The 13,829-nt window shown below is 69.9% G+C and carries 15 protein-coding genes and 2 tRNA genes; 6 read left to right on the top strand and 11 right to left on the bottom strand.

Features of this window, described 5'->3' with window-relative positions:
• The first annotated feature begins 82 nt into the window (after window positions 1-82).
• Complete coding sequence (locus Q0833_RS02215; RefSeq protein WP_298429811.1) at window positions 83-1,357, top strand: GGDEF domain-containing phosphodiesterase; 1,275 nt, start codon at window positions 83-85, stop codon at window positions 1,355-1,357.
• On the opposite strand, the gene Q0833_RS02210 is transcribed toward Q0833_RS02215, so the two are convergent.
• A complete protein-coding gene (locus Q0833_RS02210; protein ID WP_298429809.1) occupies window positions 1,354-1,995 on the bottom strand; it encodes a ribonuclease T2 in 642 nt (213 codons plus the stop codon). The genes Q0833_RS02215 and Q0833_RS02210 overlap by 4 nt on opposite strands.
• 158 nt (window positions 1,996-2,153) lie before the next feature.
• Between Q0833_RS02210 and Q0833_RS02205 the strand changes: the two genes are divergently transcribed.
• Window positions 2,154-2,912, top strand: a complete 759-nt coding sequence (locus tag Q0833_RS02205; RefSeq protein ID WP_298429807.1) for a DUF1013 domain-containing protein — start codon at window positions 2,154-2,156, stop codon at window positions 2,910-2,912.
• Window positions 2,913-3,099: 187 nt separating this feature from the next.
• Here the strand turns inward: Q0833_RS02205 and Q0833_RS02200 are convergent.
• The 5 genes from Q0833_RS02200 to ubiA all read right to left on the bottom strand — a co-directional run bounded on the left by Q0833_RS02200 (window position 3,100) and on the right by ubiA (window position 7,003).
• Window positions 3,100-3,174: transfer RNA gene (locus tag Q0833_RS02200), tRNA-Asp, on the bottom strand.
• A gap of 10 nt (window positions 3,175-3,184) precedes the next feature.
• Window positions 3,185-3,259, bottom strand: a tRNA-Glu gene (locus Q0833_RS02195).
• A 529-nt stretch (window positions 3,260-3,788) separates the two neighbouring features.
• On the bottom strand, window positions 3,789-4,112 hold the full coding sequence (locus Q0833_RS02190) for a hypothetical protein (RefSeq protein WP_298429805.1): 324 nt from the start codon (window positions 4,110-4,112) through the stop codon (window positions 3,789-3,791).
• A complete protein-coding gene (locus Q0833_RS02185) occupies window positions 4,109-6,007 on the bottom strand; it encodes an OmpA family protein (protein ID WP_298429803.1) in 1,899 nt (632 codons plus the stop codon). The genes Q0833_RS02190 and Q0833_RS02185 overlap by 4 nt, the downstream gene beginning before the upstream one ends.
• Before the next feature lie 54 nt (window positions 6,008-6,061).
• A complete protein-coding gene (gene ubiA / locus Q0833_RS02180) occupies window positions 6,062-7,003 on the bottom strand; it encodes a 4-hydroxybenzoate octaprenyltransferase (RefSeq protein WP_298429801.1) in 942 nt (313 codons plus the stop codon).
• 12 nt (window positions 7,004-7,015) lie between these two features.
• On the opposite strand from ubiA, the gene Q0833_RS02175 reads away from it, so the two are divergent.
• Genes Q0833_RS02175 through Q0833_RS02160 form a run of 4 tightly spaced genes read left to right on the top strand, consistent with a single transcriptional unit; the run spans window position 7,016 to window position 10,476 of the window.
• A complete protein-coding gene (locus tag Q0833_RS02175; protein WP_298429799.1) occupies window positions 7,016-7,750 on the top strand; it encodes a 16S rRNA (uracil(1498)-N(3))-methyltransferase in 735 nt (244 codons plus the stop codon).
• The gene (locus Q0833_RS02170) at window positions 7,747-8,541 is read left to right on the top strand and encodes a hypothetical protein (protein ID WP_298429797.1); all 795 of its coding nucleotides are present in this window, start codon (window positions 7,747-7,749) and stop codon (window positions 8,539-8,541) included. Before Q0833_RS02175 ends, Q0833_RS02170 begins: the two co-directional genes overlap by 4 nt.
• Window positions 8,538-9,050, top strand: a complete 513-nt coding sequence (locus Q0833_RS02165; RefSeq protein ID WP_298429796.1) for a hypothetical protein — start codon at window positions 8,538-8,540, stop codon at window positions 9,048-9,050. The genes Q0833_RS02170 and Q0833_RS02165 overlap by 4 nt, the downstream gene beginning before the upstream one ends.
• 55 nt (window positions 9,051-9,105) lie before the next feature.
• The gene (locus Q0833_RS02160) at window positions 9,106-10,476 is read left to right on the top strand and encodes a glutamate--cysteine ligase (protein WP_298429794.1); all 1,371 of its coding nucleotides are present in this window, start codon (window positions 9,106-9,108) and stop codon (window positions 10,474-10,476) included.
• On the opposite strand, the gene Q0833_RS02155 is transcribed toward Q0833_RS02160, so the two are convergent.
• The 5 genes from Q0833_RS02155 to Q0833_RS02135 form a co-directional block, all read right to left on the bottom strand.
• The gene (locus Q0833_RS02155) at window positions 10,470-10,658 is read right to left on the bottom strand and encodes a hypothetical protein (protein WP_367274931.1); all 189 of its coding nucleotides are present in this window, start codon (window positions 10,656-10,658) and stop codon (window positions 10,470-10,472) included. The genes Q0833_RS02160 and Q0833_RS02155 overlap by 7 nt on opposite strands.
• Before the next feature lie 83 nt (window positions 10,659-10,741).
• Window positions 10,742-11,173: a DUF805 domain-containing protein gene (locus Q0833_RS02150; RefSeq protein WP_298429792.1), complete on the bottom strand. Its 432-nt coding sequence runs from the start codon at window positions 11,171-11,173 to the stop codon at window positions 10,742-10,744.
• Window positions 11,174-11,263: 90 nt separating this feature from the next.
• Window positions 11,264-11,866, bottom strand: coding sequence for a glycerol-3-phosphate 1-O-acyltransferase PlsY (gene plsY, locus Q0833_RS02145; protein WP_298429789.1), 603 nt, complete (start codon window positions 11,864-11,866; stop codon window positions 11,264-11,266).
• Entirely contained in the window at window positions 11,859-13,130 is a 1,272-nt protein-coding gene (pyrC, locus tag Q0833_RS02140) for a dihydroorotase (RefSeq protein ID WP_298429787.1), read from the bottom strand. The genes plsY and pyrC overlap by 8 nt, the downstream gene beginning before the upstream one ends.
• Window positions 13,131-13,170: 40 nt before the next feature.
• Complete coding sequence (locus Q0833_RS02135) at window positions 13,171-13,710, bottom strand: hypothetical protein (RefSeq protein ID WP_298429785.1); 540 nt, start codon at window positions 13,708-13,710, stop codon at window positions 13,171-13,173.
• Between the last annotated feature and the right edge of the window lie 119 nt (window positions 13,711-13,829).

The following is a 13,829-nucleotide window of genomic DNA, read 5'->3' as shown; positions in this document are numbered from 1 at the left end:
TGGCTGCCTATCCCCGCGTGGATGAACGGGCTGTCTCGTACATGCCGCGCGGTCGCCACGGGCCGCCACGAGGATAGAGAACATGGCGCAATCTGACGTCCTGGCGATGGTCCGGCGCGGGCTCGCCCGCCTGCCGGGGCTGGGACGCGGTATGGCAGCCGGGCCGGGCCCTACGGGCGCGGCATCGAAGGGCGGCGCGCTGGGCCTGCTTGACGTGGACGACCTCAAGGGGCTCAACGCTTCGTCGGATTTCGACACCGGCGACCGCCTGCTGAACGCCATCGACGACACGCTGCGCCGCGCGCTTCCGAAAGGGCTCGGGGTAGAGCGCTCCGAGAACGGGCGTTTCGTGCTCTGGCTGCCGGGGCTCGGCCTCGACGAAGCGGCGGCCCTCACCGAACGGCTCCGCCATCTCGCGGCCTCCGTGGTGGTCGAGGGCACGACCGGCCTCATGGCGCGGACCCTCTCGGCCGGGGTCGTGCGGATCGGCACCGACGAGAGCCGCAACCGCGCCGTCCTCCATGCCGACAGCGTGCTGGCGCGGGCCAAGGCGCTCGGGGGTAACCGCACCGAGACCGCGCGCGCGATCACATCGCCCTCGATCCTGCCGACCCGCGCCGAGGTCGAGGCCGCCATCGACAGCGCCGCGATCGAGTATCACCTGCAGCCCATCGCGGACCTGCGCGACCGCCGCGTGGCGGGGTTCGAGGCGCTCCTGCGCTGGCGCAAGGACGATGGCGCCTTGGTCGGTCCCGCGCCCTTCGTCGACACGCTGGACCGCATCCCCGAGGCGGGCTCGGAACGGCTCGCCGATCTTGCCTGCGCCGCCGCCCGCCCCCTTCTGGCCGAGGACGGCATCTACTACGTCACCTTCAACATCACCGGCGCCGTGCTCGACGGGCAGAACAGCCCCGGCTGTCGCTGGATGCGGCACCTCCTCGACACGCTGCCGCCCGACCGGATGGTGTTCGAGATCGTCGAGACGGCGATCGTCGTGAACCCGGCGCGCGCCGCCGACCTGATCGACAAGCTGCGGGCGCGGGGCGTCCGCATCGCACTCGATGATTTCGGCACCGGGCTGTCGAACCTCGAACGCCTGCGCCGCTTCCCGGTCGACATCCTCAAGATCGACCGCAGCTTCGTCGACGGCCTCGGCGGCGCAGGCCGCGAAGAGGCGATCCTCGCCAGCCTCGTGACGCTGGCCCAGCGGCTGGGCACCGATATCGTCGCAGAAGGCATCGAGACCGAGCGCCAGGTCGAGACGGTGCGCGATCTCGGTATTCACTTCGGCCAGGGCTACCATCTCGGGCGTCCCGCGCGCGCGGTGGATTGGCTGGGTACGGGCTCCGACGCCTAGCGCAGCGGCGCCAGCAGCGCCGCGTCCAGCGTGCAGTCGCGCACCACGTCCGCACCGCAGCGCCGCGGCGCGAGATCCCGTGTCAGGCAGAGCCGCACCTCCTGGATGCGGCCCGCGCGGCAGGTCACCGTGATCCCGTCCGCCTCGAGCGCGGGATTGGCCTCAAGCCAAGCGGCCTCGACGACATGCGCCGGCAGCGTCACCGCGCGTCCCAGCTCGCGCAGGATCGCGGGGCGCTGGACCCGCTCATAGGCCAGCCGCGCCAGGCGGAAGTAGTCCTCCGCCGTCAGCCCCGAGCATCGGCCATGCTTCTTCCACTGGTGCCAGGCCAGCCCCGCTGATCCCATCACGTCCGCCATCGCCGCCGTCTGGCCCCGCGTCGCCTCGCGGTGGGGGCTGCGGCAATAGCTCGGCCAGCCGGTCTCGTATTGCGGCCAGAGCCCGTGGAGCGAAAAGCCCCGCGCCGCACCCGCCGCGCATTCAGGTGCTTGGCGATCGTCCCCCTCCAGCGCGCACCAGGTCGGCGACCAGCTCAGCGACAGCACGTAGTAATCGAACGCGCCCGCGGCCTCGCCCTCGGCGGCGGCGGGCGGCGTCAGGGTCGCAAGGAGGAAGCCGAGCAGGACAGTCAGGCGCATTTGAGGTCTTTCCGATCAGGATCGCCTTGCCTATATAGCGCTCCAAGTTCCCCGAAAGCGAGAACACGGCGACCCCGCCGCAGCCCCTGATCCGGGCGACGGGGAAGGTCCGTCCGCAAATCGGGATCCGGCAACTGGTCCGCATAGGAGCGCACGCGATGAACAAACCGATCATGGCCAAGGCCACCGCCGTCTGGCTGGTGGACAACACGACACTCAGCTTCAAGCAGATCGGCGATTTCTGCGATCTCCACGAGCTGGAGGTGCAGGGCATCGCGGATGGCGACGTGGCCGTGGGCGTCAAGGGCTTCGACCCGATCGCCAACAAGCAGCTCACGCAGGACGAGATCGACGCCGCCGAGAAGGACCCGTCGCGCAAGCTGACGCTGCTGCACAACCCCGCCTCCGACGGCGAGCAGAAGCGCCGCGGCCCGCGCTACACGCCCCTGTCGAAGCGCCAGGACCGGCCGGCCTCGATCCTCTGGCTGGTGAAGTTCCACCCCGAGCTGACCGACGCGCAGATCTCCAAGCTGGTCGGCACCACCAAGCCAACCATCCAGGCGATCCGCGAGCGGACGCATTGGAACATCCAGAACATCCAGCCGATCGACCCCGTGGCGCTGGGCCTCTGCAAGCAGTCCGAGCTGGACGCCGCCGTCCAGAAGGCCGCCGCCAAGACTGCCGCCGAGGGCGAGGTCATGTCCGACGACGAGCGTCGCAAGCTCGTCTCGACCGAGCAGTCGCTCGGCGCCGACCCCGACGGCCCCGCGATGCCCGCCTCGATGGCCGGTCTCGAGACCTTCACGCTCTCGGGCAATGCCGAGGATGACGAGCCGAAGGACACCCGCGACGTCCGCGACGCCGACAGCTTCTTCAACCTCCCCGAGGACGAAGACGATGACGAGGATAACAAGTAGGCGCCGAGTCCGGGCCGTGCTTGGAACGCGCGGCTCGGGGTACCGGGCGACCCGGAGCCAGGGTCGCATGGCGGGTCAATGCCGTGCGGCGGAGGTCGGGTTCGAGCCCAAAGTGCTGAACTTCCGCAGTGCGGCGAATGTTGGTCTCGGGGACGGAACCACAAGCTTCGGTTAGGATTAGAGCGCGTGGCGGTCGCGACGGGACTCGAACCCGCAACACCCGGATAGACAATCCGGTGCTCTCCCATTGAGCTACGCGACCGCAATCTGCTTGGTAGGGCGTACGGGTTTCGGACCCGTGTTCTCCGTTAGAAAGACGAATGTCCTGACCACTCGACGAACGCCCCAGAGCAGATGAGAGCTTCATACATCGGGCGAGCGGTGAGCGTCAATTTATTATTTTAAATCAATAAGTTAAGGCAATTCTTCTGTATTCACTGCCGAAGGCGGCAATGTCGGAACAGAACGCTGGTGTCGTATGCGTGAAGATGAGATCAGGGAGACCGCGCAGTTGTGCGCGGTCTCCACTGTATCGTCAGGTTCTTCCAATAGCTGATTGGACACAGCTCTGATCTCCTTGGGTTTTTGAAACAAAAAAGGCGGCTACCTGAAGGTGCCGCCCTGAGAGAAAGGTTTTCGCAAACCTAACCTTGGAGGATGCGCATACCTAGTCCACGCACCCCGCTAGGGCGTTGGTCCAGGTATCTCGTTCTGAAAGCCGTACTTTCATCATTTACTCCGATTTCCGACCGGCTATCACACAAGTGCTTGGGCGGACAAGACTTTTTTGTGAGTTTACGCACTAAACGGACCTTCGATCTAACGCTGTGAAGGTCCGCTTTGTCCGCTTAGCCGCTATTTCGGAGTCCGAGCCCCTCACGCGTTCAGCGACTCGATATAGCCGCGCAGCTCCGAGGCCTCCTGCCGGGCCTCGCGCAAACCGTCCATCGTGGCCTTCAGTTCGGCCTCGGTCTGGCTGAGTTTGGTCGACAGCTCCTGCTCGCGGTATTGCAGGTAGGTGATCGCCTCGTCGCGCTGTTCCTCGGCCTCGTGCAGCGACTTGGCCATGTCCTCCAGCTCGGCCACGTCCGAGGTCGTCACCCGGCTGAAGCGGTAGACCAGCCAGGACGCGAACCAGCCCAGCACGAAGGCGACGAAGAGGATCACCGCGATGGCGATGACGAATTCAGTGCGGTTCATTCGGTGGATCCTTCGGTCTCGGCGGCCGTCGCCCGCTCGCGCAGCGGCGAGGGCGCGTCGGCATCGCGGCGGCCGAGCAGGGTGAACGTGATGCGACGGTTCGCCTCGCGGCCGCTCTCGGTGTCGTTGTCGGCGATCGGATCGGCCTCGCCGAAGCCCGTCGCGACCAGTTGCGAGGGCGGCACGCCGCGCGACAGGAGGGCGGCGCGGACGGCCTCGGCGCGCTGCTGGCTGAGCGAGAGGTTCATTTCCTCGCGGCCCTGGCTGTCGGTGTGGCCGCCGATCTCGAAGGCGGCGCGCTTGCAGTCGTCGAGCTTCGACGTCAGCCGCGAGAGCTGTCCGTCGCCCGCCTCCTCGATTACGGCCTCGCCGGGTGCGAAGGTCAGCTTCTGCTCGACCAGGATGGCGTTCAGCTCGGCTTCGCATTCCTCGGGCGTGGGGATGTTCAGGACAGGGTCCAGCTCCTCGCGGTAGTCGACCTCGATCCGGTATTCGGCTTCGGCGCCAAGCTTCGACGACAGCAGACCCGAGATATCCGCCTCGGCGCGCGGGTTGCCGGTGATCCCGCGGATCACCACGAGGTCGGGGCGGATCACGACCGAGCCGTTCTCGACCCGCGACAGCGCGTCGAGCCCGGCGAGCACGCGCGCAGGCCAGCCCTGCGGCAAGGTCGCGTCGTTGCGGGTCGCGATATAGGTGCGCTGCACGCCGAACAGCGCGCGCCCGTAGCTGAGAACGGCGTTCTCCTGCGCCTCGTCGAAAAGCCGTCCGCGCAGCTGCACCTGCCCCTCGGGCGAAAGCGTGGCGACGAATTCGGGCGTGCCGGACGCCGTGCCGGTGCCGTCGGCATCGGCCGGTTCGGGCAGGACGGCGGTCAGCGCGAAGATGTCCGGCAGCGCGGTCTCCAGCTCGGCGACGATGCGGTCGAAGGGGTCGCGCGGCGTGCCTTCATGCGCCGCCAGCGTGACATCCGCATCCGAGAGCGTGACCGACCCGCCGCCCAGCTCGGCCAGCGCGCGGATCGACAGGGCCGCCGCCTCCCCCCAGGAGGCCGAGGGCACCCCCAGCCCGATCTCGCAGCGCGCCTTGCCCTCGAACCCGGCATCACCGGCAGCGGCAAGGATCCGTGTCCGGGCCTCGGCGCTGTCGACGGCGCAGGCATCGAAGCGCGGTGCGGCCCCGTCGGGCATCACGAAGCGCAGCGTGAAGGGCGTGATGACCGGGCGCGGGGCCGCGATCTCCAGCTCCAGCGCGACCGTCTCGGGGCGCGCGCGCGCCAGCTCGGTCTCGAGCCGCGCCTTCTGCTCGGCGCTGTCGGCGACGGCTGTGACCGAGATGCGGCCCGGCACGATGCTGATCTTCGAGCGCGGCAGGCCCTCGAGCGTGGCGAAGGCGAAGCGCAGCGTCTCGTCCCAGGCGGGCGGCACGGGGTGGTCGGCATTCTCGACCATCGAGGTGACGTCGAGCGCCATGTTGGCGTTCAGCTCGGCCAGCAGTTCGGACAGCATCTCGGGCCCGCCCGCGCTGGGCACGAGGCCAATCAGCGACACGCCTGTCTCGTTGCGCAGGATCTCGAGCGAGAAGCGCGGGGCGGCGACCGGCTCGGACGCCTCGACATCCATGCCGTCGACGATCCGGCGGGGGTCGACCACCGTTCCGGCGCGGGTCACGGCACGCAAGCGGGCAGGTTCGCTCGGGGCGACGCCGGTGAGGATCAGCTGGAGGCCGTCGGTCTCGACCCCGGCCCAGCCCATCTCCGCCGTCGCGAGGGTCGCGGCGACCGCGTTGCGCGAACGCTCCTCGATCACGCCGGCGGCCAGCCATGCGGCACTCGCCGCGCCAGCGGCGGCCAGCACGAATGCGGCGGATGTGGCGATCGTCGTCCTGCGGCTCATGCGTATCCTGTCCGTCCCCGCCTGCGTGATAGACCCGGCCCACGCCGGGCACAATCAAAGCAATGCCGCGATGGCGAAAAACGGCAGGGGGATCAGGCCGGTCGTCCGGTTGGCGCGAAAGAGCGTCAGACAGAGCGCCGGATCCGTGATGTCGAGCCGGGCCAACTGCCACGCCAGATGCCAGCCCATCGCCCAGACCCCGACCAGCGCCACCAGAGCGGGCACCGGATCGAGCGCCAGAAGCACCGCCCCCGAGATCAGGAGCACCGTCGTCACGAGAAAGCCGCGCAGCCACGGCGCGGGCGTGTCGCCGAAGCGTCGGGCGGTGGACTTCACACCGATCAGCGCATCGTCCTCGACGTCCTGGTAGGCATAGATCGTGTCGTAGAACAGCGTCCAGGCGATGCCGCCCAGGTAGAGCAGCACCGGCGGCCAGCCGAGGCTGCCGGTATGGGCCGTCCAGGCCAGGAGCGCGCCCCAGTTGAATGCCAGCCCGAGGAAGACCTGCGGCCACCATGTGAACCGCTTGGCGAAGGGATAGACCGCCACCGGCAGGAGCGAGAGGATGCCCAGCGCGATGGCAGACCCGTTGAAGGTCAGGAGGATCGCGAAGGACACGAGCGCCTGCGCCGCAAGCCAGGTCAGCGCGCCCCGCACCCCCACCTGCCCCGATGGGATCGGCCGCGACCGGGTGCGCGCGACGGAGGCGTCGATGTCGCGGTCGGCGATGTCGTTCCAGGTGCAGCCCGCGCCGCGCATCAGGAACGCGCCGATGGCACAGCCCAGCGCGATCCAGATCGCGACCGGCCGGAACCCGGTCGCCGCGACGGCCAGCGTCAGCCCCCACCAGCACGGCAGCAGCAGGAGCCACGTGCCGATCGGACGGTCGGCGCGGCTCAGCCGCAGAAAGGGCCGCGACCAGGCCGGGGCACGGGTGTCGACCCAGTTGCCCTTGACGGCGTCGGCCACCTGTCCTTGATCGGACGTGTCGGTCATGGAGGGCCCCCGATGGACAGCAAGGTCAGGCTGCACATAGCCGGTCCGCTCGGGGCGGGGCAATCGGTCGGGATCGAGAAGGCGCAGGCGCATTACCTCTCGGGCGTGATGCGGTTGGGGCCGGGCGACACGCTGACAGTGTTCGACGGCGCATCTGGCGCGTGGCGCGCGCGGATCGAGACGGTGTCGAAGCGAGGCGGCGTCCTGACCTGCGAAGACCAAGTGGCACCGCAGCGCGATCCGCCGGACCTCTGGTTATGTTTCGCGCCGATCAAGAAGGCCCGGACGGACTTCATCGTCGAGAAGGCGACCGAGTTGGGGGCCGCGCGCATTTTGCCCGTCATTACGCGGTTCACCAATTCCGAACGCATCCGCCGCGACCGCCTTCAGGCCCATGCCGTCGAGGCGGCCGAGCAATGCGGCGGCACCTTCGTCCCCGAGGTGGCCGAGCTGGTCACGCTGGACCGGCTGCTGGATGGCTGGCCCGAGGGCCGCGCGCTGATCTTCGCGGACGAGGCGCTGTCGGACGATCCCGACTGGTCCGGGGCAGGCGCGCCGGCGCCGATCCCGCCGGCGCCCGCGGCGATCCTGATCGGACCCGAAGGCGGGTTCGCCGAGGCGGAACGCGCACGCATCCGCGCCATGCCGCAGGCTGCGCCGATCGCGCTCGGCCCCCGAATCCTGCGCGCCGACACGGCGGCGGTCGCGGCCCTGACGCTTTGGCAATCGGCGCGGGGCGACTGGTGAGCGCGCCGCGCCTCCTTGTGCTGACCGCGACGGATAGCCACCACGCGGTCGTCCTCCGGCGCGGCCCGTCGCATCGTGCCGCAAGCTGGGGCTGGAACCGCGCCACGGGGGCGATAACCTTCGGGCAATGGCTCGACGGGCGGATCTTTCCCTTCCGCTCGGATCTCGCGCCCGACGGCGCGCATCTGGTCTATCTCGTGGATGGCGGGGCGACCGGCTATCGCACGGTGGTCAGCCGCGCGCCCTATCTCCACGCCATCGCGCAGGTGGCGCAAACGGATGGCTGGCATGGCGGCGGGGCCTTCACGGCGGACGGCGCGCTCTGGCTCAACGGGACGGGCCCCCTGTCCGACGCCCCGCGCGAGCTCCGAATTACCGACGACCCGATGGCCTATCCGACCTCGACCGACGGCTTTCACATGGGCGAACTCCAGGTGGCCAAGCTCGTGCGCCGCGGTTGGGTCCATGTCTCGGGCACGGGCTACGATGCGGTGTTGACCCGCGACCTCGCGGGGAGCTGGCGGTTGCGGCAGCGTTTCGCGCTCGGAGCCGAAGGCCGCGCACAGATCGCGGCGCGCTACGAGCTCGTCGATCCCTCCGGTGCAGCGAGGCCCCAGCCCGACTGGGACTGGGCCGAGCCCTGGGGCGACGGGTTGCACGTCACCGCGGGCGGCCACATCTGGCAGATGGAGGCGCCCGACGCGGCGCCCGTCGCGCTGCACGATCTCGGCGGCCCCCTGCCGCCCCCGGTGCGCGCGCCCTATGACGACCGCCCCGAGGTGCCCCGATGATCCGCCCCGAAGCCACCGCGACGATCCTGCGCTGGCGCGAGGCGGTGCTGGGTGGCGCGGCGATCCTCTGGGGCGGCTGGCTGGTGGCGACATCATCGGGTCTGCCCGCGCTGTTCGGCATCGCGCTGGTGCTGGTTGGCGCCGTGCTGGCGCTGTCGGGCATCCGCCACGCGCGGTTCCGCACCGAGGCCGAAGCGCCGGGCATCGTCGAGGTGGTCGAGGGCCGCATCACCTATCTCGGGCCGGTCATGGGCGGCACGGTCGCGCTGGACGAGCTGGCCGAGCTCGCGTTCCGCCGCTCGCCCGGGGGCGAGGCGTTCTGGCGGCTGACCCCGGTCTCGGGCGGCGCGGTCTTCATCCCCGAGGGCGCGAAGGGCGCCGAGATGCTGCTCGACGCGCTGGCCCCGCTGCCCGGCTTCGACGGCGGCGCGATGGTCCGCGCGGTGCAGGGGCGCACACCCGGCCTCGCGATCTTGTGGCGCAGGCAAGACGCGGCCGCCTTGACTTGATCCCGCCCGGCGCTCACTCGTCCGGGGCGAGACGCGACTGAAAGGCCCCTGCCCCATGTCCATTCCCCAATCCGGCGGCGGTCCGATCACCGACCCCGCGCAACTGGTCGAATACATGGCCTCCGGCTGCAAGCCCAAGGACGAATGGCGCATCGGCACCGAGCACGAGAAGTTCGGCTTCTGCGTCGATACCCTGAAGCCGCTGCCCTATGACGGCGACCGCTCGATCCACGCCGTGCTCGCCGGGCTGCGCGACCGCTTCGGCTGGACCCCGGTCGAGGAGGGCGGCCACCTGATCGGGCTCGAGAAGGGCGGCGCCAATGTCTCGCTCGAGCCGGGCGGCGCGCTCGAGCTGTCGGGCGCGCAGGTCGAGACCATCCATCAGACCTGCGACGAGGTGAACGACCACCTGCGCGAGGTGCGCAGCATCGCCGACGAGATCGGCGTGAAGTTCATCGGGCTGGGCGCCGCGCCGGTCTGGACCCACGACCAGATGCCGCTGATGCCCAAGGGCCGCTACAAGCTGATGGACGCCTACATGGACAAGGTGGGCACCATGGGAAAGGTCATGATGCGTCGCACGACGACGGTGCAGGTGAATCTCGACTTCGCCTCCGAGGCGGACATGGTCAAGAAGCTGCGCGTCGCCCTCAGCCTGCAATCGGTGGCGACCGCGCTCTTTGCCAACTCGCCCTTCTTCGAGGGCAAGCCCAACGGCCACAAGTCCTGGCGCGCGCGCGTCTGGCGCGATCTCGACCCCGCGCGCACCGGCATCCCCGCCTTCGTCTTCGAGGACGGGATGGGGTTCGAGCGCTGGGCCGACTACGCGCTCGATGTACCGATGTATTTCGTCTACCGCGACGGCACGTATATCGACGCGCTGGGCATGTCGTTCCGCGATTTCATGCGGGGCGAGCTGCCCGCGCTGCCGGGCGAGGTGCCAACGCTGTCGGACTGGGCGGACCACCTGACGACGCTCTTCCCCGAGGCGCGGATCAAGAAATACATGGAGATGCGCGGCGCCGATGGCGGGCCGTGGCGCAGGCTGTGCGCGCTGCCGGCCTTTTGGGTCGGGTTGATGTACGACGAAAGCGCGCTCGACGCGGCCTGGGACCTGGCCAAGAATTGGGATCAGGAGACGCGGTTGGCGCTCCGTGTGGCGGCCAGCGAAGATGGGCTGCAGGCCGAGGCGAACGGCGTCAGGATGCACGATCTCGCGCGCGAATGCCTCGCCATCGCGGAAGCCGGTCTCGTGGCGCGGGGCAAGGCCGGGGCCGGCGGGCTGGTGCCCGACGAGACCCACTTCCTCAACGCCCTCAAGGAGAGTGTCGAGACCGGCAAGGTGCCCGCCGACGAGCTTCTCGACGACTATCACGGCAAGTGGGGCGGCGATCTTGACCGGATCTATGCCGAGCGGAGCTACTGAGGGGCGGGCGTCACCGACAGGTCGTCGAGAAAGGCCATCACCTTGGCTGCGGGCATTTCGCAGGGGCGCAGCCGCGGCCCCGCCTCCAACCGGTAAAGGTTGAGCGAGACGTAATCCGCGCCGTCGAGGCTGCGCGCCACCAGTTTCTCGGATGCGCCGCCCGCATGGAGCGCGCGCGTCACCAGCCAGTCACGCCCCAGCGCACGCCCCCGAAATCCCCCGACCGGAAGCGCGTTCAGACGGTCGGCGGCGCGGATCGCGTCGCTCAGCGGTCGACCCTGGGGATCGAGCTGGACGAGATCGGCCCGGCCGACGCGTGATCCAGGCGCGGCGCGACGTGCGGCGGGGGGCCGAAGCGGTTCTCTCCATCGGTGCCGCGCAGGACCCAGAACACGATCAGGACGATCCACCCGATCAAAGGCACCAGCCAGATCAGCAGCCACCACCCGGTGCGGTCGGTATCGTGCAGGCGCCGCGCGCCCACCGCCAGCGACGGCACGATGATCGCCAGCGTGAAGAGCCCGTTCACGATGCCGCCGTTGTCGCTTCCGAAGATGACGCCGTCGATCAGGCTGGCGACCACGCCGCCGATGAAAGAAAACAGCGCGAACCACCAGAATTCCGAACGGGACGCGCGCCCCGAGAAGGTGGCGTATTTCTGTTGCAGAACCGTGCGCACGGATTCCGAAAAGGTCATGTCATGCTCCCAGCCAAACGCGGGCGATGATGCCAGAGGACGCGCGGCTGTCAAAGTCCGGCGGGCGCGGACCCGGTCGGACGGCGAAGGTCACTTCTGCCCGATCTTCGGCTCGGTCCCGGCGGCGATGCGGCGGATATTGGCGGCGTGGCGATAGAAGATGAGGGCCGCCAGGGCCGCGCAGAGCAGGGCCGCGCGCGGATCGATCCAGAAGGCCCAGAGCGGGGTCGAAGCCGCCGCCACGAGGGCCGCGAGCGAGGACATCCGCAGCGCCGCGGCCACCGCGAGCCAGGTCGCGCAGGCCGCGAGGCCCAGCGGCCAGGCCAACGCCAGCAGCGTGCCGAGGAAGGTCGCGACGCCCTTGCCGCCGTGAAAGCGCAGGTAGACGGGGAAGCAGTGCCCAAGGAAGGCCGCGAAGCCCGCGAGCTGGGCCGCGTCCTCGGCCAGAAGCGCGCGCGCGACGAGCACGGCCGCCCCGCCCTTTCCCGCGTCGCCGATCAGCGTCAGGAGCGCCGCGGGCTTCGAGCCCGTCCGCAGGACGTTGGTCGCGCCGATATTGCCGGACCCGATGGCCCTCAGGTCGCCCAGCCCGAATAGCCGCGCCATGACGATCCCGAACGGCACCGACCCGAGGAGATAGGCCAGAAGCGCCGTCAGCGCGAGGAGGACGGGGGGTGTGACGATCTCAGGCATGGGCGGGCGCCTCGCCGTGGACGCGAGTGCCGCCGACCCATGTGCCGAGGACGCGGCCCTGCATCCGGGCGCCGTCGAAGGGCGTGTTCTTCGACTTCGACGCCATCGTCCAGCGGTCGAGGACGAAGGGCGCGTCGGGATCGAAGAGGACGAGATCGGCGGGTGCGCCCGCCGCCAGCGTTCCGCCCTCCAGCCCGAGGCGGCGGGCGGGGGCCGTCGACATCGCGCGCCAGAGCGTCGGAAGGTCGATCATGTCCGCATGGACGAGGCGCAGGGCGGCGGGCAGCAGCGTCTCGAGGCCGACGGCACCGGGGGCTGCCTCCTCGAAGGGACGGCGCTTCGATTCCTCGTCCTGCGGCGTATGCATCGACGAGACGATGTCGATCTCGCCCGTCGCCAGGGCCTCGGCGATGGCGATGCGATCCGTCTCCTCGCGCAAGGGCGGGACCAGCTTGAAGAAGGTGCGGTAGTCGGCGACGTCCATCAGGTTGAGCGTCAGGTGATGGATCGAGGTCCCGAACGTCGTGTCGAGGCCCGCGTCCCGCGCACGACGCAGCGCGGGCAAGGCCACGGCACTGGTGATCTGGTCGGCATGCCAGCGCGCGCCGGTGGCCTCGACCAACGCAAGGTCGCGCTCCAGCCCCAGCCGCTCGGCCAGGGGCGAGACGCCCGGAAGGCCGCGCAGCGAGGCGAACTTGCCCGATGTCATCGCGGCCCCCGCCGAGAGACCCGGATCCTGCGGATGCCCGATCACCAGCGCGCCCAGCGACCGCGCATAGGTCAGGCAGCGGGTCAGAACCTTGGTGTCGGCGGTGACATGGGTGCCGTCCGTGAAGGCGACCGCGCCGGCATCCATGAGGAACCCGATCTCGACCATCTCGCGCCCGGCGCGGCCCCGCGTCAGGGCGGCCATGTGCCGAACGCGTACCGGGGCGTCGGCGGCGCGGGCGCGCGCCTGGTCCAGCATCTCGGGGCTGTCGATCGGCGGCTGGGTGTCGGGGCGGCAGACGATGGTCGTGACGCCGCCTGCCGCGGCGGCCGCGCCAGCGGTGCGAAAGCTCTCCTTGTGGCGCTCGCCCGGCTCACCGACCTTGACGCCGACATCCACCAGACCGGGCGCCAGGCACCGCCCCCGGCAATCGATCACCTCGGCCGCGGGGCCGGCGGTGGCGATACGCCCTGCCTCGATCCGGAGGTCGCCGCGGGTGTCGGTGCCCGCGACGGGGTCGATCAGGCGGGCGTTGGTGAAGAGCGTGGCGGCCATGCCGCCGGTGCTAGCGGGGGCGCGCCCGCCGCGCAACGCCTCAGAGGAGTGCGACCAGCAGACCGGCCAGCACGAGCGCGCCCAGAATGATCCAGACGATCGTCTTCTGCTGGAGCGGCGTTCCGGTCGCGGCACCGGGTGTGGCGATGCGGGGCTCGCGCGCGGCGGGCGGCAGGGTGACGGGCGTGTCATCGGCCTGCGCGGTGCCGTAACTGCCGATATGGGTCAGCTCGGGGCGCGGGGTCAGCGTCGTGACACCTTCGACCGCACGAGGCGCCAGAACGACCACGTCGCCCGAGAGCGCGTCCAGCCGGGCGGCGTCGGCGGAGAGCGCGTCGGCGGGAATGTCATGGGCCTGCGCCAGGTAGTCGCGAAGCGTCATCGGCGCGATATCCGAGATCGCGAAGACCTCGGCATAGGTCGCGTCGACCGACGCGCCCAGCGCCGTCTCCAGCGGCAGGGCATCGGCGGGCGGGTCGGTCAACTGCGACAGGTAGGTCTGATGCGCAAGGCGCAGGGGGCCGTCGGAGACGGAGAAGACGTGGATGCGCGGGTCGTTCGGGGGCAGCGTCAGGGTCATGTCGGGCCTCGTGGGGTGCGGGTGTTCCGGTCACCCAACGCACGAGCCCGCGTCAGGGTTCGGATGCCACCGCGCGGAGTGCCAGATCGTAGACCGCGCGGGGGCCGTCCAGCGTGGCG

It is taken from the genome of uncultured Jannaschia sp., from assembly GCF_947503795.1.
Classification (GTDB): domain Bacteria; phylum Pseudomonadota; class Alphaproteobacteria; order Rhodobacterales; family Rhodobacteraceae; genus Jannaschia.
The sequence above is the reverse complement of the archived record's forward strand: the minus strand, read 5'-3'. Positions and strand labels throughout refer to the sequence as shown.

Excerpts from the sequence above, each read along its gene's own strand:
- Q0833_RS02215 (WP_298429811.1), top strand. The coding sequence starts at position 83 with ATGGCGCAATCTGACGTCCTGGCGATGGTCCGGCGCGGGCTCGCCCGC.
- Q0833_RS02210 (WP_298429809.1), bottom strand. The coding sequence starts at position 1,995 with ATGCGCCTGACTGTCCTGCTCGGCTTCCTCCTTGCGACCCTGACGCCG.
- Q0833_RS02205 (WP_298429807.1), top strand. The coding sequence starts at position 2,154 with ATGAACAAACCGATCATGGCCAAGGCCACCGCCGTCTGGCTGGTGGAC.
- Q0833_RS02190 (WP_298429805.1), bottom strand. The coding sequence starts at position 4,112 with ATGAACCGCACTGAATTCGTCATCGCCATCGCGGTGATCCTCTTCGTC.
- Q0833_RS02185 (WP_298429803.1), bottom strand. The coding sequence starts at position 6,007 with ATGAGCCGCAGGACGACGATCGCCACATCCGCCGCATTCGTGCTGGCC.
- ubiA (WP_298429801.1), bottom strand. The coding sequence starts at position 7,003 with ATGACCGACACGTCCGATCAAGGACAGGTGGCCGACGCCGTCAAGGGC.
- Q0833_RS02175 (WP_298429799.1), top strand. The coding sequence starts at position 7,016 with ATGGACAGCAAGGTCAGGCTGCACATAGCCGGTCCGCTCGGGGCGGGG.
- Q0833_RS02165 (WP_298429796.1), top strand. The coding sequence starts at position 8,538 with ATGATCCGCCCCGAAGCCACCGCGACGATCCTGCGCTGGCGCGAGGCG.
- Q0833_RS02160 (WP_298429794.1), top strand. The coding sequence starts at position 9,106 with ATGTCCATTCCCCAATCCGGCGGCGGTCCGATCACCGACCCCGCGCAA.
- Q0833_RS02150 (WP_298429792.1), bottom strand. The coding sequence starts at position 11,173 with ATGACCTTTTCGGAATCCGTGCGCACGGTTCTGCAACAGAAATACGCC.
- plsY (WP_298429789.1), bottom strand. The coding sequence starts at position 11,866 with ATGCCTGAGATCGTCACACCCCCCGTCCTCCTCGCGCTGACGGCGCTT.
- pyrC (WP_298429787.1), bottom strand. The coding sequence starts at position 13,130 with ATGGCCGCCACGCTCTTCACCAACGCCCGCCTGATCGACCCCGTCGCG.
- Q0833_RS02135 (WP_298429785.1), bottom strand. The coding sequence starts at position 13,710 with ATGACCCTGACGCTGCCCCCGAACGACCCGCGCATCCACGTCTTCTCC.